Genomic DNA, 22,264 nt, shown 5'->3' on the forward strand with positions numbered 1-22,264 from the left:
CCGGGACCGACAATCAGGCGGCCCGCCGCCCCCACTGCAACGCGAGCACCACCAGCCCGATCCCGAGCCAGCACACCCCGACCAGCTGGGCACTGGTCGTGGCCTCCAGGATCACCGCGACCAGGACGGCCGCACCCACCACCGGCATCAGCACATGGCGCCACCAGCTCGGCGGGCCCTCCATCCGGCGCACGGCGAACCAGCCCACCACCGAAGCGTGGAGCAGCACGAACGCCGTGAGCGCGCCGACGTTGACCACCGACACCAGATGGTCCAGCCCGTCGTCGCGCCGGGCCGCCCACACCGCCGCCACCAGCGTCACCACCGCGGCACCCGCGATCGCGATCCGGGGCACCCCGGACCTCCCGTCGACCCGCGAGAGGAACGAGGGGAGCCGGCCGTCCCGTGCCATGGCGAACACCAGCCGCCCGGCCGCCGCCTGCCCGGCCAGCGCCGCGAAGGCCGCCCCGATCGCCTTGCTGACGGCCACCAGGTCGTGCAGCCACGTCCCGACCGAGGCGTCGACCGCGTCGTAGAACGCGGACCCCTGCTTCACCGGATCGGCCGCCAGCTCGGCCGAGCTGACCGGCTCCAGCAGCGCCGCCAGGTAGGACTGGGCCACGAACAGCGCTCCGGCGAGCACCAGGCAGAACAGCACGGCCCGGGCCACCTTCGCCGAGCCGCCCGTCACCTCCTCGGCGAACGAGGCGATGGCGTCGAAGCCCAGGTAGGACAGCACCGCGACGGACACCGCCCCCAGCACCGCCGTCGTGGAGAAGCCGGTGTCCCCGGTGAGCGGCGTCAGCCAGCCGCGCTCCGCCCCGTCCCGGACCAGCACCACCACCGCCGACACGACGAACACCAGCAGCACCACGATCTCCATGGCGAGCACGGCGAACCCCACCCGGGCCGCCGCCCGTACGCCCCAGAGGTTCAGCGCGGTGGTCACCACGACCGCGATCGTCGTCCACACCCACCGTGACACCTCGGGGACCAGCGCGTTCATCGCGATCCCGGAGAAGAGATAGGCGACCGCCGGGATCAGCAGGTAGTCGAGCATCGCCATCCAGCCGGCGATGAACCCGGGCCCCTCCCCGAGCCCTTTGCGGGCGTACGCGAAGACCGATCCGGCGAGCGGCGCGACGCGCACCATCTGGGCATAGCTGAACGCGGTGAAGGCCATCACCACGGTCGCCACGAGATACACCAGCGCCACGGCCCCGTCGGACCTGGCGTCCAGCGTGCCGAACACGCCGACCGGGGCCATGGGCGCGATGAAGAGGAGCCCGTAGACCACCAGGTCCCGGAACCCGAGGGTGCGCCGCAGCTTTCCCTCTTCGGTGGTGCTGCCCGACATGGACCCTCCGTCGCTGGATTGCCTACGCAGTCGCTGGATCGCGTCCGCATCAGTCTCCCGACCCCGCTGAACCGGCGCCTGTTCGGTACGGCCTTACGATGGGACGCATGACTGCAACGCCTGCCCGCCGTGTCCTGCTCGCCGCACCCCGTGGCTACTGCGCGGGCGTGGACCGCGCCGTGATCGCCGTCGAGAAAGCCCTGGAGCAGTACGGCGCCCCGATCTACGTCCGTCACGAGATCGTGCACAACAAGTACGTCGTGCAAACGCTCGAGAAGAAGGGCGCGATCTTCGTCGACGTGACCGCGGAGGTGCCCGAGGGCTCCATCGTGATGTTCTCCGCGCACGGCGTCGCCCCGACCGTCCACGCGGAGGCGGCCGAGCGCAAGCTCGCCACCATCGACGCGACCTGCCCGCTGGTCACGAAGGTCCACAAGGAAGCCGTCCGCTACGCCAAGGAGGACTACGACATCCTCCTGATCGGCCACGAGGGCCACGAGGAAGTCATCGGCACCAGCGGCGAGGCTCCCGACCACATCACGCTGGTCGACGGCCCCGAGGACGTCGCGAACGTCGAGGTCCGCGACGAGTCCAAGGTCGTCTGGCTCTCCCAGACCACGCTCTCCGTCGACGAGACGATGGAGACGGTCGGCGCGCTGAAGAACAAGTTCCCGAACCTCCTCTCCCCGCCGAGCGACGACATCTGCTACGCCACGCAGAACCGCCAGATCGCGGTGAAGAAGCTGGCCGAGGACGCCGAGCTGGTCATCGTCGTCGGCTCGAAGAACTCCTCGAACTCCATCCGCATGGTCGAGGTGGCCCTGGACGCCGGAGCGCTCGCCGCCCACCTGGTGGACTTCGCCGCCGAGATCGACGAGGCATGGCTGGAGGGCGTCAGCACGGTCGGCCTCACCTCGGGCGCCTCGGTGCCCGACGTCCTGGTCGACGGCGTACTGGAATGGCTCGGCGAGCGGGGTTACGCGGACGTGGAGACGGTGAAGACCGCGGACGAGTCGATCACCTTCTCGCTGCCCAAGGAGCTCCGGCGCGACCTGCGCGCCGAGGCCGCCGCGCTCTCCGCCGAGTAGCCGCGCTCTCCGCCGGGCGGCGGGCGGCGCGCGGGCGGCGGTCCGGGCACACGAGTGACCCGGGCGCGCCCGCCGGATCCACCACTCCGGGGAGTGATCCGTGCCACCTGCCCGTACCGTGGATCGCATGGAGATCTTCGGTGTGGACATCGGCGGTTCAGGGATCAAGGGTGCGCCCGTGGACCTGGACCGCGGAGAGCTGGCGCAGGAGCGCCACAAGGTACTGACACCTCACCCGGCCACGCCCGAGAGCGTGGCCGGCGGTGTGGCCGAGGTCGTCGGCCATTTCGACTGGCAGGGGCCGGTCGGCATCACGTTCCCCGGAGTCGTCACCGGTGGCATCACCAGGACCGCGGCCAACGTGGACAAGGGCTGGATCGACACGGACGCGAGGGCGCTGCTCAGCGAGCGCATCGGGCAGTCCGTCACGATCCTCAACGACGCCGACGCGGCCGGAATCGCCGAGATGACCTTCGGCGCGGGGCGCGACCGCAAGGGCACGGTGATCATGCTGACCCTCGGCACGGGCATCGGCAGCGCCCTCTTCACCGACGGGCACCTCGTCCCGAACACCGAGCTCGGCCACCTGGAGCTGCACGGCCACGACGCCGAGAAGCGCGCCTCCACGAAGGCGAAGGAGGACGAGGACCTCAGCTGGCACCACTGGGCGCACCGGGTGCAGAAGTACCTGGTCCACGTGGAGATGCTGTTCTCGCCCGAGCTGTTCATCATCGGCGGGGGCGTGAGCCGCAAGGCGGAGAAGTTCCTGCCGCTCATCGAGCACGTCCGGGCCGAGATCGTCCCGGCCGAGCTGCAGAACAACGCAGGCATCGTCGGTGCCGCCATGGCGGCCGCGGGCAAGTAGCCCTACGCGCGGGGGCGGCGGGCCGCCCGGTCGGCCCTGAGCAGGTGGCGCTGCCGCTCCCGCATCTGCCGGATCTTCCGCACGGTGGCGATGAGACCCGCGACGAGCGTTCCCCCGTACAGCCAGCCGGCGTGGACGGCGAGCGCGGTCACGACGGCCATCGCCTGTCCGCCGAAACCGCCCGTGCCGCCGGCGACGGGGATCACGCCGACCGCGAAGGCGATGGGCACGATGATCGGGGCCGTCACCAGGTCTGCCGGCCGTACCCAGAGCGCGGTCAGGGCGCTGACCGGCAGGAACAGCACCCCGTACACGACCTCCGAGCCCCCGAGGAGCAGCCGGTCGGCGCAGGCCAGCAGGAACATGGTCAGGGCCGCGAAGAGCCCGGCGCCGATGCCGGTCAGCCGCGGGTTGGGGAATCTGCGCAGGGCCAGGACCACGGGCGGGACGCCGCCCCCGCCGGGCCGGGAGCCCGGACCCTGACCCGGTCCCGGACCTGTGCCCGGACCCGTGCCCGTCACCGGGGCCGGGGCGACCGCCACCGTCACCGGATAGGCCGACGCGGCCGTCACCTCGCCGAGGCCGCCGGACGGGGCGGGCTGGGCCTGCGCGGGCTGCCTGCGCTGCGGGGTACGTGTCCTGTGCTGCTCCACCCCGACAACCTAGGTCGCCGGGTGCGCTCTTTCGGGCGTTGGACACGCGCTTTGGCCTACCTTGGCGTTGCGTTCGATCCCACACGGCCGAAACCGCACCGTTCGGCCCCCGACCGGGACCGGCCCCCGCACCCGTGACGGGTCGCCCGGTCCCGCCCGTAAACTGGAGAATCGGTCCACCTCCCGGCCCGCCCGGACAGCCCCTCTCCTCACTCCAGGAAGTCGCCAAAGTGTCGCTCACGATCGGAATCGTCGGTCTGCCGAATGTCGGCAAGTCGACCCTGTTCAACGCCCTGACCAAGAACGACGTGCTGGCGGCCAACTACCCGTTCGCCACCATCGAGCCGAACGTGGGCGTCGTGGGCGTCCCCGACCCCCGTCTGAACAAGCTCGCCGAGATCTTCAGCTCCCAGAAGCTGCTCCCCGCGACGGTCGACTTCGTCGACATCGCCGGCATCGTGCGCGGCGCGAGCGAGGGCGAGGGCCTGGGCAACAAGTTCCTCGCGAACATCCGCGAGTCCGATGCGATCTGCCAGGTCATCCGCGCCTTCAAGGACGAGAACGTCGTCCACGTCGACGGCAAGGTCTCGCCCAAGGACGACATCGAGACGATCAACACCGAGCTGATCCTCGCCGACCTCCAGTCCGTCGAGAAGGCCGTCCCGCGCCTGACGAAGGAGTCCCGCCTCCAGAAGGAGAAGGTCGCCGTCCTCGCCGCCGTCGAGGAGGCCCAGAAGATCCTCGAAGCGGGCGACACCCTCTTCTCCCGGGGCATCACCGCCGGTACCGAGAAGGGCCGCCTCCTCCACGAGCTGCACCTGCTCACGACGAAGCCCTTCCTCTACGTCTTCAACGTCGACGAGGACGAGCTGGTCGACGAGGACTTCAAGAACGACCAGCGCGCCCTGGTCGCCCCGGCGGAGGCCATCTTCCTCAACGCCAAGATCGAGTCCGAGCTGATCGAGCTCGACGACGACGAGGCCCTCGAGCTCCTCCAGTCGATGGGCCAGGAAGAGCCCGGCCTGGCCACCCTCGGCCGCGTCGGCTTCGACACCCTGGGCCTCCAGACCTACCTCACGGCAGGTCCGAAGGAAGCCCGCGCCTGGACGATCAAGAAGGGCGCCACGGCCCCGGAGGCGGCCGGTGTGATCCACACCGACTTCCAGAAGGGGTTCATCAAGGCCGAGATCGTCTCCTTCGGCGACCTCGTCGAGACCGGCTCGGTCGCCGAGGCCCGCGCCAAGGGCAAGGCGCGCATGGAGGGCAAGGACTACGTGATGCAGGACGGAGATGTGGTGGAGTTCCGCTTCAATGTGTAGCCGCTGACACATCACCACGTCGCTGATCTTGCAAACGTGCAGGTCAAATAGGGTCCGACTCTTCGGAGTCGGGCCCTTGGTTTTTTCCCGTGCTGGGACGGTGCTGGGATAGCTGGCCCCTCGTCACCTGTCATCATCTCTGGTCATCCCTACCGTGCTGAGATCGTGCCGGGATGGGATGGGGTGCCCGTGCTGGGATTCGGACGTCGGGCCGCCTGGTGCTGAGGGTAGGCGGGAGAGAAGCCACCCGCACGCCTTCTTCACGACTCTGGGACCCGCGCAGATCCAGTCCGTGGCACTTTTCCTACTCGTTTGACACAATCGGGGTATGGGTGAAGCGGCGTACAGCATCGGGGAAGGTCCGGCGACGCGGGTGAGTCTGTCGCTGCCGGAGGGGACCGCGGAGGCGATCCGGGCGCGGGTGGGTAAGCGGGAGTTCTCCGCGTTCATCGCGGAGGCGGTCGAGCGGGAACTGCGTGGGCAGGTCCTGGACGAGTACCTGGCGGACTACGAGAGCCGCAAGGGGCCGGTCTCCGAGCCGGCTCGCCAGCGGGCGCGGCAGGTCTTCGACGAGGTGTTCGCCGAGGAGGCCGAGTGGCCCGCCGCAGGCTGAGTCACGAGGGGACGCTGGTCCTCGACAGCGAGGGACTCTCGAAGCTGCTCGCCGATGACGAGCAGGTGGTGGCTCTGATCGCTGAGGCGCGCTCGCGCGGCATGGAGGTCGTGATCAGCGCGCTCACCATCATCGAAGCCGTCCACGCCCGTACGAACAAGACCCGCCTGAACTGGGTGCTTTCCGGGCTGCGAGTCGTCCCGGTCGGGGACGAGGAGGCAAGGGCGGCCTCGGAGTTGCTGATGAACGCAGGGTTGCACGGACACAAGTACGCGATTGATGCGGCCGTCGCCGAGGCCGCGCTGCGACAGCACCGCCCCGTGGTCATGCTGACTTCCGATAGTGACGACATGGCCAAGCTGTGCGGCGAGCGGGTGCGGCTCGTGGCGGTGTGAGGCTCAGTAGGAGCGGGGCCCGTAGGGGCTCCAGTGGCCGAGGAAAGGCTTGAGGTCGTCGCCGCTGGGCTTCGGCGGCGTGGGCAGTTTCGGCGCTGAGACCGATTCGGTGAGGTGTTGGAGGTGCGCGTCCGCGAACGCGAGCCACGCCTCGATCTCGGTCCGCTCCTGCCCGGGCGGCAGTGAGGTGGCGTGGTCGCGTACCGCTGCGATGTATTCGGTCAGGCGGCTGGCCTGGTACCAGGCGTCTGCCTGTTCTCCGAGGTGTTTGACGTGGTAGGCGTGGGCGTGGGCAGCGCGGGCTTCTTGCATTGCGACTTCCCAGCGCTCTTGCTGTAGCTCTCTGGCTTGCTGGTCTGCGAGGCGCTCGCGTTCCGCGGCTTCGCCGCGGAGGCCGACCTCTCGCGCGATCTCGGCGAGTTGTTCTTCCAAAGGCCGGTCGGGGAGGTCGGTCCATTCGCCGGCGCGGTGCGGGCTGCCGCCCCGCAGTATGAAACGCAGGCGGACTCGGGTGAGGCCGGCCCCTGTCGCATTTCCGTGCCGACTGTCACCGACTCAGCCACGGCGGGGTGGAGCGAGCTTCTCCAGGTCGAGGTTGATCTCGAAGGGCACCGGACGGTTGAGCGAGCCCCTGAAGATGCCGACGGGTACGTAGGTGGCGGTCGGCTCGCAAGTTCGTAGGCGTGGACGACGGGTGCGCCCTCCTCGTCCTCGATGCGCCAGTAGTGCGGGATGCCGGCCTCTGCGTATTTGTGGAGCTTTACCGTGCGGTCCCGGTGTGCGGACTCGGGGGAGGCCACCTCGACGGCGAGTCGTACTTCATCCGGTGCGAACCAGGTGCGGTCACCGTCGAAGTCGGCCGTCGTCACCAGCAGATCCGGCTCGGGCCGATTGCGTTGATCGAGTTTGATGGTCATCTCCCGTCCGACCCGTACACCGGCCGGCGCCTGCTCCATGAGAGCCACGGTGAGCATCGTGACCAGATGGCCGTGCCACCACCGCTGCGGGGGCATCATGAATACGAGGGCGCCGTCGATCAGCTCGGTGTGGCGCGGTGCTTCCGGGAGGCGGTCCAGGTCCTCCGCGAACCAGCCTTCCGCGCGGGGCGGGCGCATCCAGTCGGGCAGTGCGGTCATGGCTCAACCGTAGCGACTCGGCGAGGTCCGGGCCACGAGGTCGACGTGCTCGTGGTGATACGCGGGCGGCGTCCTGATGCCCCATATGCGGCTGCCGGTCTGCGTGCATCGGGGCCCCGCGGTCGCTCACGGCTGCCCGTGGACTCTCCGCGGACCGGCCGGACGACGAGGAGCGGGCCAGTAGCTTGCTCGCCCAGGGCGGAGCCGTCACCGGGGCCGGACCACGGTCAGGCATGAGTCGACGAAATCCTCGACGACGGCGTTGTCGTCGGCGGTCAGGGGCCGGACCACGCAGACGGTGCAGGGGGCGACGCCCGTGACGGGGCGCTGGGTGATGCCGGGGCGGGGGTAGTACCGGGCCGCCGCCGACGGAGCGAGTGCGACGCCGTAGCCGTTGGCGATGGCGTTGAGCCAGTCGTCCGGGTAGCGCGTCTCGGCGCCGATGCGGGGCGGGTGGCCCTCGCGTGCCTCGGTCGCCAGCCACCAGTCGCGCCATTCGCCGGCCTCTGGCGGGGTGGCTACGAACGGCTCGTCCCAGAGCTCCCGGAAGGCGATCGACTCCCGGCCCGCCAGCCGATGGCCGGATGGCAGCAGCACGCAGCGAGGCTCGGTGAACAGCTCGGTCACCCGCCAGTGTTCCTGGCCGGGGAAGGGCAGGTAGAGCAGCGCGGCATCGACGGCGCCGTCAGCCAGCCCCGCCGTCGGCTCGGACCACACACCCTGCCGCGACTCCACCCGCCAGCCCGGCCTACGGCTGCCGAACGCCGAGATGATCGCGGGGGTCGCCTCGTTGGCCCCGCTGCCCATGATGCCGACCCGCAGAATCCGCTCCGCCCGGCTCGCGGCGGCCTTGGTCTCCCGTACCGCCTCCCCGAGCGCGTCGAGCAGGGCCGGCACGCGACCGGCCAGTGCCCGGCCCGGCCCGGTGAGGGTCATCCCCGTTCGGGAGCGGACGAAGAGCTGCACGCCCAGCCTCGTCTCGAGCTGCTTGATCTGCTTGGTCAGGGAGGGTTGCGCCATGAACAGGCGTTCCGCGGCGCGGGTGATGTTGCCCTCGTCGGCCACGGTGGCGAAGTAGCGCAGCAGGCGGGTGTCCACATCCATGCCATGAGGCTATGGGTGCAGGTATTGGACCGCCATGGCCGGAGCCCGCGAGGGTGGAGGTGATCCGGAAAGGACCGCCATGTATCCCGCGTATCTCGTCCTGACCCTGCTGACCGCCACCGCGACGGCTGTCGCCGCCTGGATGGACTTCGCCCGACATCCCATGATCGTTGCCATTGCCGAGCGGCTCCAGGTGCCGGTGTCCTGGATGTACCCACTGGGCGCCTGTCTGGGCGCGGCCTCGTTGGGCCTGCTGGCCGGTCTGGCCGTACGGCCGTTCGGGGTCGCGGCCGCGGCCGGCCTGGTCCTGTACTTCATCGGCGCAGTGATCACCCACCTGCGGGTGCGCGACCATCAGCTCGGCGGCGCGCTGCTGTTCCTGGGCCTGTCCGCTGCGACGCTCGCCACGGCCGTAGCCGCCTCATGAGCGTGCGTAAGCAGGGGACCGGTTCGTGTCCGGGGATCAGGTCCCGGTCAGGAAGAGGCCCAGCCGTCGGCGAAGTCGCACTGGACATCGGTCCGGCTGCGCTGCGCGGCCGGGGTGTGTCCGGGGGAGCCCTGGAGGTGCGCGAGGGCCTGGACCCAGCGGTCCCAGAGGCCGTCGGGTTCCGCGAACCGGTCGGCGTGGTGGGTGCCGAGGTGGGCGTCGAGGCGGAGGAGTGCACCGAGAGCCGCGGGCTGGTCGTAGCGGAGGTCGGTGCGGGGGAGGTAGCGGTCCAGGTAGGCGGCGAGGATCTCGGCGTCCGCGTGGGTGCCGAAGCGGGCCAGGGCGAAGCAGTAGGCGCTGCCGGAGAAACAGAACTCGCTGGCCAGGAGCAGGTCCCCGATGCGTTCGCGGAACGTGGCGCGTCGGCCTACGCCGATCAGCCAGGCGGCGGTGAGCCGTGAGCGCCACTCGTAGCCGAGGAGGGCTTCCAGCTCGGCATCGGTGATCGTGGCCGAGTCGTCGATGAGGTGATGGGCGAAACGTTCGGCGTGAGGCCACTCGGGCCGCAGGAACCGACCACTCTTCAGGACGAGGTAGCGCGCGTGGCCTGAGTCCTTCCTTGCCGCGTAGCGCTCGATCACGTAGCCGTAGCCGATTTCCTCGGGGTGCTGGAATGGCATCGGTCATCTCTCCGGGTACAGGTCGGTGCGGTCGATCCAGGTGGGGGCGACGAAGACGTCGTCGGCGACGGGGGCTTCGGTGGCTTCCAGGAGGGACCAGGTGCGGGCTTCCCCGACCAGGTGTTTCCAGGGCGCGGTCCAGTCGAGCTGCCGGTCGAGGCCGGCGCCGGAGACGCCGTACGTGTGGCCGGCGTCCACTCGCCGGAACTGGGAGCAGAGGATCAGTCGGGAGTGGTCGGCCATGTCGTCGATGATCTCCGCGAAGTGGGCCGAGGGCCGGCCGGGGCCGGCCGGCATGGCGTCCAGCACGCGGTGCCCGCAGCAGGGACAGGGGTAGCGGTCGCTCCCCCACGCAGTCTCGTTGCAGGTCCGGTTGGTGCGCCATGGATTTCTCTGCCTCGGTCCATCAGACCGGTCCGCGGCCGGTCGGCGGGACGCCCGTGAACGGCCGTCGGGAGTCAGCGCATGCCAACCAGCAAATCCCACCAGCAGATCCCTGGTCAGGGTCCTGGAGGGGGTCCGCCGCAGGTCAGGACCATACGGCAGGCATTCCGCTTCAACGTGTCGGCGGGCGGAAAGCGTCTCTCGGGGCGGCGGCACGGCTTCCCCAGCCGTTCGCTGCCCGCATACCGGCTCCGTGAGCGGTGTGGGGTGGGGTCCGCGCGCACCGGCGTTGCGTACCCTGCGGCGGGCGGCCTCTGCCGGGACGCCGCCGGTACCAGGCACACGCCGGTCGCTGTCGTCGTCGAGGAGGACCGGGTGCGCGTCACCAGTGTGGTAGCCGACATTCACGTGGACGACCTCGGGGCGGCCAGGGCGTTCTACACGGACTATCTGGGCCTGGCCGAGGAGGAGTTCAATCTCGGCTGGGTGGCCCGTTACACCTCGCCGGAGACCGGTGCGCATCTCCAGCTCGTCACCCGGGACGCGACCGCCCCGGTCGACCCGGTCGCGTCGGTCAAGGTCGATGACGTGGAGGCGGCTCTCGCCGAGGCCCAGGAGCGTGGATTCGAGATCGTGCACCCCCTGACGGCTGAGGGCTGGGGTGTCCACCGGTTCTTCGTCCGGGCGCCGGACGGCAACGTCTACAACATCGTCCAGAACCACTGACCGGGATGTCCGGCGATCCGCAACCCTCCGGGTGCGGAGAGCGAGCCGCTCACTCCCCGGCGGCGGAGGCGGCGGCGGAGGCGGCGCCCGCGCGGCGCAGACCGCGGATCGCGGGGGTCGCGAGCAGGGCCACGCAGCCCGCGAGGCAGGCGCCCGCGGACACCAGCAGCAGCCGCCCCGGGGAGGCCAGCGCCCCGGCCGGTCCGGCCAGGATCTGGCCGAGCGCGATACCGGACACCGAGCCGGCCAGCTCATAGGCGCTGACCCGGTTGAGCACCGCCGGCGGGGTGTGGGTCTGCACGCTGGTCGCCCACATCACCGACCAGAAGGCCAGCGCGCCGCCGCCGAGCACGTGTCCTCCCAGCAGCACGGGCAGGCTGCCGCCCAGCGCCGCGCTCAGAGGCAGCGCGGTGTACAGCACCATCCCCACCGCGCCCGCGGCCAGTGGCCTGGACGGGCGCACCCGCAGGGCCAGGAGGCCGCCGAGCACCGTGCCCGCGCCGAGGAACGAGACCGCCAGGCCATAGGCGTTCGGGCCGAAGCGGGCGCCGATCAGTGCCGAACTGAGCGGTACCAGCGGCCCGAAGAGCAGTACGCCGTAGCCCACCCAGATCAGGATGACCGCCCACATCCAGGTGCGCTCGCGGAACTCCTGCCAGCCCTGGCGCAGGTCCCGGCGGAGCGAACTGCCCGTCCGGGCGGGGGAGTCGGCCCGGCCCGGCGCCGACACCGCCGCGGGCGCGAGCCGGATGAGCGCCAGGCACAGGGCGCTGAGCAGGAAGGTGGCGGCGTCGATCGTGTACACGATCCCGGCACTGGTCAGCACGATCAGCATCCCCGCCAGGGCCGGGCCCAGCAGATGGGCGAGCGCGTCGGCGACCTTGAGCGTGGCGTTGGCCCGCTGCGGATCGCGGGCGACCAGCGGGACCATGCCGTTCACCCCCGGCAGGAACATGGCCACGGCGGCACCGGCCAGAGCCGCCGCCGCCACCAGCAGCCAGAACGGCGGCGGCCCGGCGAAGAACGCGGCGGCCAGCACGCCCTGGGTGAGCACCCGGACGAGGTCCGCGCCGATCATCATCCGGCGCGCGCCGAACCGGTCGGCGAACACCCCGCCGAACAGGACCAGGATGACGAAGGTCCCGGTCCAGGTGCCGAGCACGAGGCCGACCCCGGACACCCCGTACAGGGCGCCCACCGCGAGCGCGGTGACGACGGGCATCATCGCGTCGCCGAACATGGAGACCGCGCGGGCGCCGAAGTAGAGCGTGAAGCGCCGGTCCCACAAAGGGGGCCGGGAGGACGGCGGATCGGTCCTGGGCCGGGGGTGCGTCTGCGCGGTGGGCATGCCCCCGATATTGGACCAGACCAATTGACGTGACCCAGTGTCCTGAACGACATGATGAGGTACTTTCGCGCCATGACACCCCGTTCGCTGCCGCGTTCCCCGGCACCGCACAGGGTCGTGGCCCTGCTCCGGCCCCCGCAGTCGCCCTTCCCCCTGGCCTGCGCCACCGAGGTGTTCGGTGACCACGGCCCGGCGGTCCCCGCCCGCTACGCCTTCGAGCTCTGCACCGAGCACCCGGGGCCGGTGCGCACCCGTGCCGGCTACGACATGGTGGTCACGACCGGCCTGGACGCGCTGGAGCGCGCGGACACCGTGCTGGTGCCCGGCTGGCACCAGCCCCCCGGCACCGAGGCGCCGCCCGCCGTGGTGGCGGCGGTCCGCGAGGCGCACCGGCGCGGCGCACGGATCGTCGGCCTCTGCTCGGGCGCCTTCCTGCTCGCCGCCGCGGGCCTGCTGGACGGCCGCCGGGCCGCCACCCACTGGGCCGGGGCCGCCGACCTGGCCACCCGGTTCCCGCAGGTCCGCGTCGATCCCGCGGTGCTCTACGTGGACCACGGTGATGTCGCCACCAGCGGCGGATCGGCGGCCGGTGTGGACCTCTGCCTGCACCTGGTGAGCTCCGACCAGGGTGCGGCGTACGCGCTGCGGGTCGCCCGGCAGCTGGTGATGCCGCCGCACCGCGAGGGCTGCCAGTTGCAGTACGCCGAACTGCCCGTCTCCGGACCGGTCGCCGATTCGCTCGCTCCCCTGCTGGAGTGGCTGTCCGGGCGTCTGGACCAGCCGGTCAGCGTCGCCGAGATGGCGGTACGTTCGCAGGTCTCGGCCCGCACACTGACCCGGCGGTTCGGTGAGCAGCTGGGCATCAGTCCCGGACGCTGGCTGCTGAACCGGCGGATCGCCGCCACCCGGGCCCTCCTGGAGGAGACGGACCTGTCCGTGGAGACCATCGCGAGCCGGGTCGGGCTCTCCTCGGCCGTCAACCTGCGCCGGCGCTTCCACGAGGCGCTGCGTACGACGCCCGCCGCCTACCGGCGCGCCTTCCGGGCGGAACGGGCGGGGTAGGCGAGGTAGGTAAACCCCAGCGGTGCTCCCGGTGCTCCCGGTGCTCCGGGTGCTCCGGGTGCCGCCGATGCCCGGTGCGGCCGGTGCCCGTCGGCCCGCAGCGTGGACGGCCCGCAGCGTGGCCGCGACCGCGGTGAGTGGCGGACCCGTCGTCAGGTGCGGTCGGCCACGCGGGTGGTGAGGAAGCGCAGGAGTGCCTCGTTGAAGGCCTGGGGCTGTTCGGCTCCGGGAAGGTGTCCTGCCCGTTCGATGACGACGAGGTCGGAGGACGGGATCAGGCTGTGCATCGCCTCGGCCTCGCTCACCGGCGTGTAGTCGTCGTCGGCGCCGACCAGGATGAGGACGGGGACAGCGGCGGAGGCGAGCGTGTCACGGTAGTCGGGCCGCTCGGCGCGTCCGCGCAGTGCCGCCGCGGCCCCTTCAGGGGCGGTGCCGCGCATCATGGCCAGGACGTGTCCGGCCACGTCGGGGAGGGCCTTGACGTTGTACGGGGCGATCATCCTGCCGATCACCTCGTCCGCGTAGTCGCTCATGCCCTCCGCGAGCAGCCGGTCGGCCTGCGCGGCGCGGACCGCCTTGCCCTCCTCGGTCTCGGCGGCCGGGGAGGTGTCGGAGAGGACGAGCCCGCGCACCCGTCCCGGGTGGCTGCGCTGGAACTCCATGGTGATCTGGCCGCCCATGGAGACCCCGCCGATGACGACGCGCTCCAGGCCGATGGTGTCGAGGAGCGCGGCGATGTCGTCGGCGAAGCCGGAGAGCAGGCAGGTGCCCGGCACGACCTCACTGCGGCCGTAGCCGCGCAGGTCGGGCGTCACCACCCGGTACCCGGCCGCCGTGAGTGCCGCGACCTGGGGGGCCCACAAGGTGTGGTCGAACGGATGGCCGTGGACGAGCACGACGGGTATGCCGTCGGACGGCCCCCGGTCCTCGTAGTGGAGGGACACGCCGTTGACCATCGTCTCGACCATGGCTGGCACTCTAATGCCGTCGCCCCGCGACCGGACTGACTTCCGGTCATGATCCGGGCCGGTGCCCGCGATGCCCCGTCCGGGCGGGGTCCGGGCCGCTCGGCGCGTCCGCGTGCCCACCCGACCCGTACGGCAGCCGACCGTCGAGAGGAACCGCACATGGCTCACGAGACCGGGCGCCGCCCGCAGGCCCTCGCGCCCGCCCTCGGGTCGATGACCCTGCTGGCCGCCGCCGTCATCGTCCACGACGAGGCCACCCACCGCGTCGTCCTGCTCCGGCGCGGGGAGAACGCGAAGTTCGCCCCCGGCCTGTGGGATCTCCCCGTCGGCAAGAGCGAGCCGGGCGAGCCGGTCACCCTGACCGCGGTCCGGGAGCTCTACGAGGAGACGGGCATCAGGGTCGAGCCCCGGTCCCTCGAGGTCGCCCACGTCATCCACGGGGCGTGGGGCGTCGAGTCCCCCAACGGCTTCCTCACCGTCGTCTTCGTCACCCGTGAGTGGTCCGGTGAACCCGAGAACCGTGAACCCGGCAAGCACGCCGAGGTCCGCTGGACCGGCGTGGACGCCCTTCCCGGAGCCTTCGTGGACGCCACCGCCGACGCCCTTCGCGGCTACCTGGGCGGCGGGCACCGGGTCTCCCTCACCGGGTGGGGCCCGGACGCGGCGCTCCCCGCGACCTGACGGGCCGCGTACGGACCGCGCGGGCCGGCGCGTCCAGGAGCCCTGGAGGTCTTCGCCGGCGGTGCCGTCGCGGGTGACGCCCCTACTCGTGCGGCCACGGTGAGGGAGCCGGGCCACCGCCAGGTCAGGTGACGGTGCCCACCGTCAGTTCGGCCACTCCCGCCGGCTTCTCCGGGTCCGCGGACCGCACCGTCACCCGCACCTTGCGTGCTGTGTCACCGGCCCGGAAGGGCCGCCAGGTGCGACCGTCCGCTGTGGTCTCCAGGGTGTGGGACGCCGGAGGGACGTCCGCCCAGCGGGGCGTGAGCGAGGCGATCCGGGTGACGCGGCGCAGGGCGACCGTCAGCGTGCCCGTCGCGCCGTCCGGCGACCAGGACGTCGACGGACTGCCGTCCACCGCCGCTTCGGCGTACAGGCCGGGGGCCTCGGACGTGGCCGTCACGGGCCGGCAGCGGGCCGCGTCCGCTGTCGGGGCGAGGTCGGGCCGGCGGGTGGGGAGGACGAGCGTGCCGGAAAGGCGGCGCGGGCCCGCCGGGGTGTGGACCGTGAAGGGCTCGCCGTCCGTCAGCCGGACCGTCGTCGTGCGGGGACCGATGGCGACGTCGTAGGTGCGGCCCCGGTAGCGCAGACCCGTCAGCTCCACGCCCTCACGGAGCTGCGGCGGAAGCAGCGGGTCGAGGCGTACGCCGTCCTCCCGCAGCCGAAGCCCCGTCAGGCCGTGCGTGAAGACCTGGAGGAAGCCGCCCTTGCCGGTGAGGAAGTCCTCGGCGGGGAAGCCGGAGAGCGGGTCCTCGGCGCCGGACTTCTCACCACGCGCCTCGGAGAACAGGCTGTACGGACCGCGGACGAACGGGCGTACCGCACGCTGGAGATACGTGTACGTGGCGCAGCCGGGCTCCCCGATCGCGGCGGCGTCGACGGCGTGCACCGAGTCGGTCATCGCCGGGCCGTCGGGGTCGGTGCGCGCCGCGTAGTAGTCGAGTGTCGCGGCGGCGGCGCCCTCCGGCATCGGCCACTCCAGCGGGTGGATGAGCAGCACGGTGTCCGCCTGCTTGATGGTCGAGCCGTTGTAGCCGGCGTACTGGAGGAAGATCTTCCGCTCGGCGTCGTACGGGATGCGCAGCCCGTCGGCGACCCTGGTCCAGCCGGCGGGTGCGGGGTGGCCGAGGAGGCCCGCCGCCCGGGTGGCGTGGCGCAGGGCGGTGGCGGCGACGGCGTTGGTGAAGACGCCGTCCGTGACACCGTTGCTGTACTCGTCGGGGCCCGCGACGTTCTTCACCGACCAGCTGCCGTCGGCGTTCGCCGTGGCGCGGGACTGCCAGAAGTCGGCGATGCCCTTCAGGAGCGGCCAGCCCCGTCCGGCCAGCCATCCCCGGTCGCCGGTGGCCAGGTAGTACTGCCAGACGGCCAGCGCGACATCGCCCTGGAGGTGGTTCTGGGTGAGGCAGTGGGGCGGGTCCCAGCTCTGGCACTCGGCGTCCAGATCCCCCTTGCTCGCGCTGGTCCAGGGGTAGAACAGACCGTCGTGGCCCAGCTTCCTCGCGTTCGCGCGGGCGGCGTCCCGGGTGCGGTAGCGGTACTCGACGACGGAGCGGGCCAGCTCGGGACGCGTGGCGAGCAGTCCGGGGTACATCCAGGTCTCGGCGTCCCAGAACACCATGCCGGCGTAGTTGTCGCTGGTGAGCCCGGCCGGGGCGACACTGTCCGAGGAGCCGGGCCGGGTGCCGGCGAGCAGCCCGTACTGAGCGGACCGGAGCCAGGCCTGCAGGTCCGGGCTGCCCGGCACCCTGATGTCGGACGCCCAGACCCCGCGCCAGGCCGCCGCGCTGTCCGCGAGGACCCCGGACCAGCCGCGCCGGGCCGCGCGCCCGGCGGCGGCCTCCGCGGAGGCGCGCGGGGTGCGGGAGGTGAGGGACGTGTCGACGCCCACGAACTTCTCGAAGGTGTACGAGCGGCCCGGCCGGACGCGGACCGTGCGGGCGCCGTGGGCGCCCCGCTGGGCGACCGCCCCCTCCGTGCCCGTGCCGAGCGTGGTGAACGCGCCGTCCCCGGTCATGGTGACCCGGCGCGCTCCCCGGGCGTCCAGCCGGCCGGTGACCGTCGCCGTGCCGGCCCAGTGCGGGGTCATCCGCAGGCGTACGGCGCCGGTGTGCACGTCGGACCGGTCGGCCAGCACCTCGTAGGTCAGGTCGGTCGCGCGGCCGTCGGCCGTCGTCCACCGCAGGGAGGTGACCACGACGCCGCAGCGCAGGTGGAGGGTCTGGCGGTAGTGCGAGATCCGCCCGGCGGGGGTGGCGGAACCGTACGTCTCGGAACCCACGCGCACGTCGAGCGTGGTCCAGGAGGGCAGCGCGGCGATCACCTCGCGGCCGCCGGCGAGGGCCGGGTCGCGGGCGTACAGCCCGGAGACGAAGGCCCCGTCGTACCGTGGGGTGTAGAGGGGCCAGCCCGTGCTCCCGCCCGTGGCGGCGTATCCGGCGCCGGTGGCGGGCACGCGGTGACCCAGGTAGCCGTTGCCGACATAGGGGTCGTATCCTCCGGCCTCGCCGAATGTGGTGGACGTCGGTGCCCACGAGGCGTCGGAGGGGGTGTCCGCCGCGCCGCACACGGGTCCGGGGGCGGGCCCGGCGGCGTGCGAGAGCGGCGGCAGGGGGCAGACCAGGGCGCCCGCGATCAGGGGCACCAGGACGGAGAGGCGCTTGAGGCTCACCCGACGAAGGTAGGCAAGGGCCCGCCGCCGGTGCGGTACCGGCGCGCGGGACGAGCGGACCGGTCCAGGACCGGAGGCAGGGAGAACGGCATGTCATATCCGGACCCGGTCTACACGGACGGCGCGGGCGAGATCAGCGCGCGGTACCGCCCGACGGAAACCACCCCGAATCTGCTCACACGCGGCGGCGGCAGCACCGACTACCTGGCCACCGCCGAATCGACGCACGGTGAGTTCGGGCTCTACCGGATCACCATGGGACCCAGGGCGGGCGGCCCGGCCGAGCACTTCCACCGGTCGATCTCCGAGTCGTTCTTCATCCTCGACGGGACCGTGCGGATCTACGACGGCGAGCGGTGGGTGGACACCGGGCCGGGCGACTTCCTGTACGTGCCCCAGGGTGGCCTGCACGCCTTCCGCAACGACTCCGCGGAACCCGCCTCGATGCTGCTGCTCTTCACGCCGGGGGCGCCCCGCGAGGAGTACTTCGAGAAGGTGGGGCAGGTCTCGGACTGGCCGGAGAAGGAACGGGCGGAGTTCTTCTTCAAGCACGACACGTACTGGACGGACCCGGACCGCCGCAGCCCCTGACCTGCGGGTACGACGCTTTCCGGGCGGCCGGGCGCAGACTGGGCACGACGCCTTCCGGGCGGCCGGGCGCAGACCGGGTACGACGCCTTCCGGGCGGCCGGGCGCAGACCGGGGACGCGCCGCCGCGACGTGGGGCGGAGGGTCACGGGGGGCCGTCAGGAGCCGCCCACGCTCAGCTGCGAGCCCGTGAGCCGCACCCGGATGCCGTCCTCACCGACGCGGACGTCCCGCAGCCGGACGTCTCCGTGCGGCGGCTCCGGCAGCTCGAAGGCAAGGGACAGCTTGTCGGCGAGGACCGGGCGGGTGAGCCGGGACAGGGCGTCGAGGAGATCGGGGGAAAGACCCAGCGCGCTCAGCGCCTCGGGGTTGTCCTCGGCCAGGTCGATGAGGTCGAGACTCCGGGCCTGGCGGGCGAAGTCCGGGGAACCGGTCAGCTCGGTCAGCTTCCCGTCGTCGCTCAGACCCTCGCGGGCCACCGCGTCCGGCACGCCCAGCCGCTGCGCGACCGCCGGGACCGACAGCAGCGCCCTCGCCCGGCGGGTCTCCCGGGCGAGATCCGCGGACGCCTTCCGGGTCAGGTGGAGGCCCTCCGAGGCACGGGTGCCGGGGCGGTAGGTCGCCAGATCACCGATGTCCAGGCGCATGGAGCCGATGTCCGTGGCGATGCCCCGCTCGGCCTGCTGCCGGATCGTGGCCTCGGCGTGCACCCGCAGGTCGTGTCCCGCGACCGGGAGGGTGCCGGTCGCCCGTACACGGTCACTGCCCTCACCGCTGAAGGTGACCTGTGAGGCGCCGAGTTCGCGGTTGAGGTCGGCGAAGGACAGCAGGACGTCGCCGTCGACCTCGGGGATGTCGGCGCCGCGTACGGAGGTGAGGCCGTCGGCGTTCAGCCGGATGTCGTGCGCCGTGGCGGACACCTTCGCCAGCGAGACCCGGTCGGCCGCCACATCGGGCACGGTCACCCGCACCGAGTCCAGCTTCTTGTCGGCGAGTTGGGTGACGAAGGGGAAGCCTCCGATCTCCACCTCGGGCGCCGTGGCCAGGTCCAGCCGACTCTGCAGGGTGTCGGCCGCCTTCCCCTCGGCGTACAGCACGGCCCAGCGGTCGGCGAGGGCCATGAAGGCGGTGAGGACGACCAGAGCCACCACGGCCTTCGCCGCGAGCGGCAGCCCGGCGAAGCGGCGCCGGCGCCGTCCGCCGCGGCGGTCCGCGCGGGGGGAGCGCCCCTGCTTCCGTCCGGACCACCGGTGGCCCGGTTCCCCGCCGGGGAACTCCTCCCGTGGGGAGTCGGCCAGGGCCCCGAGCTCCTCGTAGGGGTTGTGCGGAGCCGTGGAGCGGCCGTGGGGGTGGTCATGCGGATCGATGCGGTGCGGGGTGTGCATCACCTCATCCGAACATGACGACCCGCCCCGCTCACAACCCGGACCGGCGGTAAGCGACTCAACTCACGATCACCGCGCCGTCCATCCGTCCCGCTCGTGGCCCGGCCCGTCGTCCCGACGCGGGAGCCACGGGCCGCCGGATCCTGCTGTGCCGCGTGGATCTGGTCCCCCGTCACCGTGAGGAGGATGCCGCCCGGTTCCCGGAGAGCGGGCCAGGGCGCCTCGGCAGACACCTGGTCCGTCCAGTACCGGTGGGGACCGCGTGGAGCCCACGGGGTCCCCACCGGGATCCGCGGGGAGCCCACGGTCCCCACCGGGATCAGTGCCGGAGCGGGCTCCTGGAGTCAGCGCCGCCCCAGCCCCCGGCCGACCGCGGCCATCAGCTCGCCGTCGTCCGTGTCGCCGTCCAGCGACCAGAACATCGCCCCGCCGAGGCCCCGTTCCCGGATGTACGAGGTCTTGGCGCGCAGGACCTGCGGATCGTCGTACGTCCACAGGGTGGTCCCGTTGAACAGCCAGGCGTGGCCGTTACGGGCGTCGCGGTGCACGGTGTACTGCCCCGAATCGGCCAGTTTCTTGAGCGCCTTGTAGTCCTCGTAGCCGGCGGCGTACGTGGCCGGCGCGGGGGCCGCCGCGGGCTGTCCGAGCCCGTCGCCCCCGCCGGTGACCCCGGTCCAGCCCTGGCCGTAGAAGGGCATGCCCATCACCAGCTTGCGGGCCGGCGCCCCGCGCCTGATCCAGTCGCGGACCGTCTGGTCGACGCTGAAGTCGCCCTTGGCGTGGAGCGCGGACTGCTGGGCGGTCGTCGTCTCGCCGGAGACGTGGAAGTCGTATCCCTGGAGGTTGACGAAGTCGAAGTCCCGCATGATGCGCGGCACGTCGAAGCCCGCGTCGATCTTCGCGGGTGCGGTGGGGACGAAGGCGGACAGCTCGTAGTGCTTGGCCTTGGCCTTCCCCTTGCGGCTGCTCTTGGCGTAGGCGTCGAGCTGGGTGCGGAACTCGTGGACCAGGGCCGTGAAGTTCCGCTTGTCCTCGGGGCGGTACACCGTGTCCGTGTCGCCGGCCGAGCCGGGCCACTCCCAGTCGAGGTCGATGCCGTCGAAGAGGCCGGCGGCAGCCCCGTCGCCGCCGCGCGCGCCGTCCACCGGCAGGTTGCCCTTGATGTACAGGTCGATGCAGGACGAGACGAGCGCCTTGCGGGAGGCGGCCGTACGGGCGGCGTCCGAGAAGTGGGTGGACCAGCTCCAGCCGCCGAGGGAGATCATCACCTTGAGCCCGGGGTGCTCGGCCTTCAGCTCGCGCAGTTGGTTGAAGTTGCCCGCGAGGGGCTGTGTCGCGGTGTCGGCGACGCCGTCGACCGATCCCGCGGCGTCCAGCGGGCGTGCGTAGTCGGCCCAGGCGTCGGCCTCACCGGGCACGTTGCCCGTGAAGCACCGGCCCTCCGCGCTGACGTTGCCGAAGGCGTAGTTGATGTGGCTGAGCCTGCCCGCGGCCCCGCTGGTGTCCAGGTCCTTGACCTGGAAGTCGCGCCCGTAGACGCCCCACTGGGTGAAGTAGCCGACGGTTCGGTACGCGCGGTCGTGGTGGCCCGGGCCGCGGTCGTGTCCCGCCGGACCGGCCGAGGCGGCGGGCGCGAGGCCGGCCAGCAGGGCGAGGGCGCAGGCGGCGGTGGTCAGTCCGGTCAGGGTTCTTCGGCGCATGGGGCTCGTTCCTGTGCGTGGTCCGGGACGGATTCCGGACGGTGGCCGGGGTGTGTCCGGTGCTGGAAGGCAGCGGGAGCCGTGCTGTGCACAGGAAGGTATTGGTCTGGACCAAAAATGGTCAAGGGGTCCGCGCATGCCGGGCTCGCGTCTGGGTCAGGTATGCGCAGGTGGGCCGTGAATCATCACTTCGGGTGAAACTCTGGCCCGCGCTTGCGGTACTGAACCCACGGTTGCGACGCTGTTGCTGTCTGTCAACCTGTTGGGAGTGGCCTGTGCCTTTCGGTGAGCAGCCCGCCTATCTGCGCGTGGCGAGCGATCTCAGGGAGAAGATCGTCAATGGCGCGCTGCCGCCCCATACCCGCCTGCCCTCGCAGGCCCGCATCCGCGAGGAGTACGGGGTCTCGGACACCGTCGCGCTGGAGGCGCGCAAGGTGCTGATGGCCGAAGGGCTCGTCGAGGGGAGGTCGGGCTCCGGCACGTATGTGCGCGCCCGCCCGGTCCCGCGCCGCATCGCCCGCTCCGGATACCGCCCGGGGGCGGGGGCCAGTCCCTTCCGCCAGGAGCAGACGGCGGAAGGGGTGCGGGGGACCTGGGAGTCCCGCAGTGAGCAGGAGGGGGCGAGCGCCGAGGTCGCCGAGCGTCTGGGGATCGAGCCTGGCGACCGGGTGATGCGCACGCGGTACGTGTTCCGGGAGGCGGGCGAGCCGGTGATGCTCTCCACGTCCTGGGAGCCCCTGGCCGTCACGGGGCGCACGCCGGTGATGCTTCCCGAGGAGGGGCCCCTGGGCGGCTGCGGAGTGGTCGACCGCATGGCGGCGATCGGCATCGTCGTGGACAACGTCGCGGAGGAGGTCGGTGCGCGCCCGGGGCTGGCGGAGGAGCTCCTGGCGCTCGGCGGCGTGCCGGGGCACGTCGTGATGGTGATCGGGCGGACGTTCTACGCCTCGGGGCGCGCGGTGGAGACGGCCGATGTGGTCGTCCCCGCCGACCGGTACCGGATTGCCTACCATCTGCCGGTCAAGTGACGGCCGGTGGGGCTGTGGTGACAGGTGGGGCGGCCGGGGTGACCGCT

Annotated in this window: 22 protein-coding genes and 1 pseudogene; 11 read left to right on the top strand and 12 right to left on the bottom strand. The window is 71.9% G+C overall.

Features of this window, described 5'->3' with window-relative positions; all coding sequences use genetic code 11:
• Nucleotides 1–13 precede the first annotated feature (13 nt).
• Entirely contained in the window at nucleotides 14–1,357 is a 1,344-nt protein-coding gene (locus tag ACIRJR_RS08305) for an APC family permease (RefSeq protein WP_403775666.1), read from the bottom strand.
• Nucleotides 1,358–1,455: 98 nt separating this feature from the next.
• Between ACIRJR_RS08305 and ACIRJR_RS08310 the strand changes: the two genes are divergently transcribed.
• The gene (locus ACIRJR_RS08310; protein WP_403775669.1) at nucleotides 1,456–2,445 is read left to right on the top strand and encodes a 4-hydroxy-3-methylbut-2-enyl diphosphate reductase; all 990 of its coding nucleotides are present in this window, start codon (nucleotides 1,456–1,458) and stop codon (nucleotides 2,443–2,445) included.
• Nucleotides 2,446–2,572: 127 nt separating this feature from the next.
• Complete coding sequence (gene ppgK / locus ACIRJR_RS08315; RefSeq protein WP_403775672.1) at nucleotides 2,573–3,310, top strand: polyphosphate--glucose phosphotransferase; 738 nt, start codon at nucleotides 2,573–2,575, stop codon at nucleotides 3,308–3,310.
• A 2-nt stretch (nucleotides 3,311–3,312) separates the two neighbouring features.
• Here ppgK and ACIRJR_RS08320 read toward each other — a convergent pair whose 3' ends face one another.
• Complete coding sequence (locus tag ACIRJR_RS08320; RefSeq protein WP_403775674.1) at nucleotides 3,313–3,963, bottom strand: DUF6542 domain-containing protein; 651 nt, start codon at nucleotides 3,961–3,963, stop codon at nucleotides 3,313–3,315.
• 230 nt (nucleotides 3,964–4,193) lie between these two features.
• On the opposite strand from ACIRJR_RS08320, the gene ychF reads away from it, so the two are divergent.
• The 3 genes from ychF to ACIRJR_RS08335 all read left to right on the top strand — a co-directional run bounded on the left by ychF (nucleotide 4,194) and on the right by ACIRJR_RS08335 (nucleotide 6,290).
• Nucleotides 4,194–5,282: a redox-regulated ATPase YchF gene (gene ychF, locus ACIRJR_RS08325; RefSeq protein ID WP_403775677.1), complete on the top strand. Its 1,089-nt coding sequence runs from the start codon at nucleotides 4,194–4,196 to the stop codon at nucleotides 5,280–5,282.
• A 328-nt stretch (nucleotides 5,283–5,610) separates the two neighbouring features.
• Nucleotides 5,611–5,895: a hypothetical protein gene (locus tag ACIRJR_RS08330; RefSeq protein WP_403775680.1), complete on the top strand. Its 285-nt coding sequence runs from the start codon at nucleotides 5,611–5,613 to the stop codon at nucleotides 5,893–5,895.
• Nucleotides 5,877–6,290, top strand: coding sequence for a PIN domain-containing protein (locus tag ACIRJR_RS08335; RefSeq protein WP_403775683.1), 414 nt, complete (start codon nucleotides 5,877–5,879; stop codon nucleotides 6,288–6,290). The genes ACIRJR_RS08330 and ACIRJR_RS08335 overlap by 19 nt, the downstream gene beginning before the upstream one ends.
• A gap of 3 nt (nucleotides 6,291–6,293) precedes the next feature.
• Here the strand turns inward: ACIRJR_RS08335 and ACIRJR_RS08340 are convergent, their stop codons facing one another.
• The 3 genes and pseudogenes from ACIRJR_RS08340 to ACIRJR_RS08350 all read right to left on the bottom strand — a co-directional run bounded on the left by ACIRJR_RS08340 (nucleotide 6,294) and on the right by ACIRJR_RS08350 (nucleotide 8,530).
• The gene (locus ACIRJR_RS08340) at nucleotides 6,294–6,602 is read right to left on the bottom strand and encodes a hypothetical protein (protein WP_403775686.1); all 309 of its coding nucleotides are present in this window, start codon (nucleotides 6,600–6,602) and stop codon (nucleotides 6,294–6,296) included.
• 243 nt (nucleotides 6,603–6,845) lie between these two features.
• Nucleotides 6,846–7,426 (bottom strand): annotated as a pseudogene (locus tag ACIRJR_RS08345) (Uma2 family endonuclease).
• A 207-nt stretch (nucleotides 7,427–7,633) separates the two neighbouring features.
• The gene (locus ACIRJR_RS08350; protein WP_403775689.1) at nucleotides 7,634–8,530 is read right to left on the bottom strand and encodes a LysR family transcriptional regulator; all 897 of its coding nucleotides are present in this window, start codon (nucleotides 8,528–8,530) and stop codon (nucleotides 7,634–7,636) included.
• 79 nt (nucleotides 8,531–8,609) lie between these two features.
• Here ACIRJR_RS08350 and ACIRJR_RS08355 point away from each other — a divergent pair, with 79 nt between their 5' ends.
• Complete coding sequence (locus ACIRJR_RS08355) at nucleotides 8,610–8,957, top strand: DoxX family protein (RefSeq protein WP_403775692.1); 348 nt, start codon at nucleotides 8,610–8,612, stop codon at nucleotides 8,955–8,957.
• 47 nt (nucleotides 8,958–9,004) lie between these two features.
• On the opposite strand, the gene ACIRJR_RS08360 is transcribed toward ACIRJR_RS08355, so the two are convergent.
• Both ACIRJR_RS08360 and ACIRJR_RS08365 read right to left on the bottom strand, forming a co-directional pair.
• A complete protein-coding gene (locus ACIRJR_RS08360; protein ID WP_403775695.1) occupies nucleotides 9,005–9,637 on the bottom strand; it encodes a DUF6000 family protein in 633 nt (210 codons plus the stop codon).
• Nucleotides 9,638–9,640: 3 nt separating this feature from the next.
• A complete protein-coding gene (locus ACIRJR_RS08365; RefSeq protein ID WP_403775698.1) occupies nucleotides 9,641–9,934 on the bottom strand; it encodes a hypothetical protein in 294 nt (97 codons plus the stop codon).
• A gap of 462 nt (nucleotides 9,935–10,396) precedes the next feature.
• Between ACIRJR_RS08365 and ACIRJR_RS08370 the strand changes: the two genes are divergently transcribed.
• Entirely contained in the window at nucleotides 10,397–10,747 is a 351-nt protein-coding gene (locus ACIRJR_RS08370) for a VOC family protein (RefSeq protein WP_403775701.1), read from the top strand.
• A 49-nt stretch (nucleotides 10,748–10,796) separates the two neighbouring features.
• On the opposite strand, the gene ACIRJR_RS08375 is transcribed toward ACIRJR_RS08370, so the two are convergent.
• Nucleotides 10,797–12,095: an MFS transporter gene (locus ACIRJR_RS08375; RefSeq protein WP_403775704.1), complete on the bottom strand. Its 1,299-nt coding sequence runs from the start codon at nucleotides 12,093–12,095 to the stop codon at nucleotides 10,797–10,799.
• Between the two features lie 72 nt (nucleotides 12,096–12,167).
• Between ACIRJR_RS08375 and ACIRJR_RS08380 the strand changes: the two genes are divergently transcribed.
• Nucleotides 12,168–13,157: a GlxA family transcriptional regulator gene (locus ACIRJR_RS08380; RefSeq protein ID WP_403775707.1), complete on the top strand. Its 990-nt coding sequence runs from the start codon at nucleotides 12,168–12,170 to the stop codon at nucleotides 13,155–13,157.
• Between the two features lie 152 nt (nucleotides 13,158–13,309).
• Here ACIRJR_RS08380 and ACIRJR_RS08385 read toward each other — a convergent pair whose 3' ends face one another.
• Complete coding sequence (locus ACIRJR_RS08385; RefSeq protein ID WP_403775710.1) at nucleotides 13,310–14,125, bottom strand: alpha/beta fold hydrolase; 816 nt, start codon at nucleotides 14,123–14,125, stop codon at nucleotides 13,310–13,312.
• 159 nt (nucleotides 14,126–14,284) lie between these two features.
• Here ACIRJR_RS08385 and ACIRJR_RS08390 point away from each other — a divergent pair, with 159 nt between their 5' ends.
• Nucleotides 14,285–14,806, top strand: a complete 522-nt coding sequence (locus ACIRJR_RS08390; protein WP_403775712.1) for an NUDIX domain-containing protein — start codon at nucleotides 14,285–14,287, stop codon at nucleotides 14,804–14,806.
• 124 nt (nucleotides 14,807–14,930) lie between these two features.
• Here the strand turns inward: ACIRJR_RS08390 and ACIRJR_RS08395 are convergent, their stop codons facing one another.
• The gene (locus tag ACIRJR_RS08395) at nucleotides 14,931–17,516 is read right to left on the bottom strand and encodes a glycosyl hydrolase family 65 protein (RefSeq protein ID WP_403775715.1); all 2,586 of its coding nucleotides are present in this window, start codon (nucleotides 17,514–17,516) and stop codon (nucleotides 14,931–14,933) included.
• A gap of 90 nt (nucleotides 17,517–17,606) precedes the next feature.
• On the opposite strand from ACIRJR_RS08395, the gene ACIRJR_RS08400 reads away from it, so the two are divergent.
• A complete protein-coding gene (locus ACIRJR_RS08400; RefSeq protein ID WP_403775718.1) occupies nucleotides 17,607–18,107 on the top strand; it encodes a cupin domain-containing protein in 501 nt (166 codons plus the stop codon).
• Between the two features lie 155 nt (nucleotides 18,108–18,262).
• Here the strand turns inward: ACIRJR_RS08400 and ACIRJR_RS08405 are convergent, their stop codons facing one another.
• Together ACIRJR_RS08405 and ACIRJR_RS08410 are read right to left on the bottom strand one after the other, a co-directional pair.
• The gene (locus ACIRJR_RS08405) at nucleotides 18,263–19,489 is read right to left on the bottom strand and encodes a DUF2993 domain-containing protein (protein ID WP_403775721.1); all 1,227 of its coding nucleotides are present in this window, start codon (nucleotides 19,487–19,489) and stop codon (nucleotides 18,263–18,265) included.
• Between the two features lie 344 nt (nucleotides 19,490–19,833).
• Entirely contained in the window at nucleotides 19,834–21,189 is a 1,356-nt protein-coding gene (locus ACIRJR_RS08410) for a glycoside hydrolase family 18 protein (protein ID WP_403775724.1), read from the bottom strand.
• A 275-nt stretch (nucleotides 21,190–21,464) separates the two neighbouring features.
• On the opposite strand from ACIRJR_RS08410, the gene ACIRJR_RS08415 reads away from it, so the two are divergent.
• A complete protein-coding gene (locus ACIRJR_RS08415; protein ID WP_403775727.1) occupies nucleotides 21,465–22,217 on the top strand; it encodes a GntR family transcriptional regulator in 753 nt (250 codons plus the stop codon).
• The last annotated feature ends 47 nt before the right edge of the window (nucleotides 22,218–22,264 follow it).

This window comes from Streptomyces sp. NPDC102402 (assembly GCF_044765765.1).
Classification (GTDB): domain Bacteria; phylum Actinomycetota; class Actinomycetes; order Streptomycetales; family Streptomycetaceae; genus Streptomyces.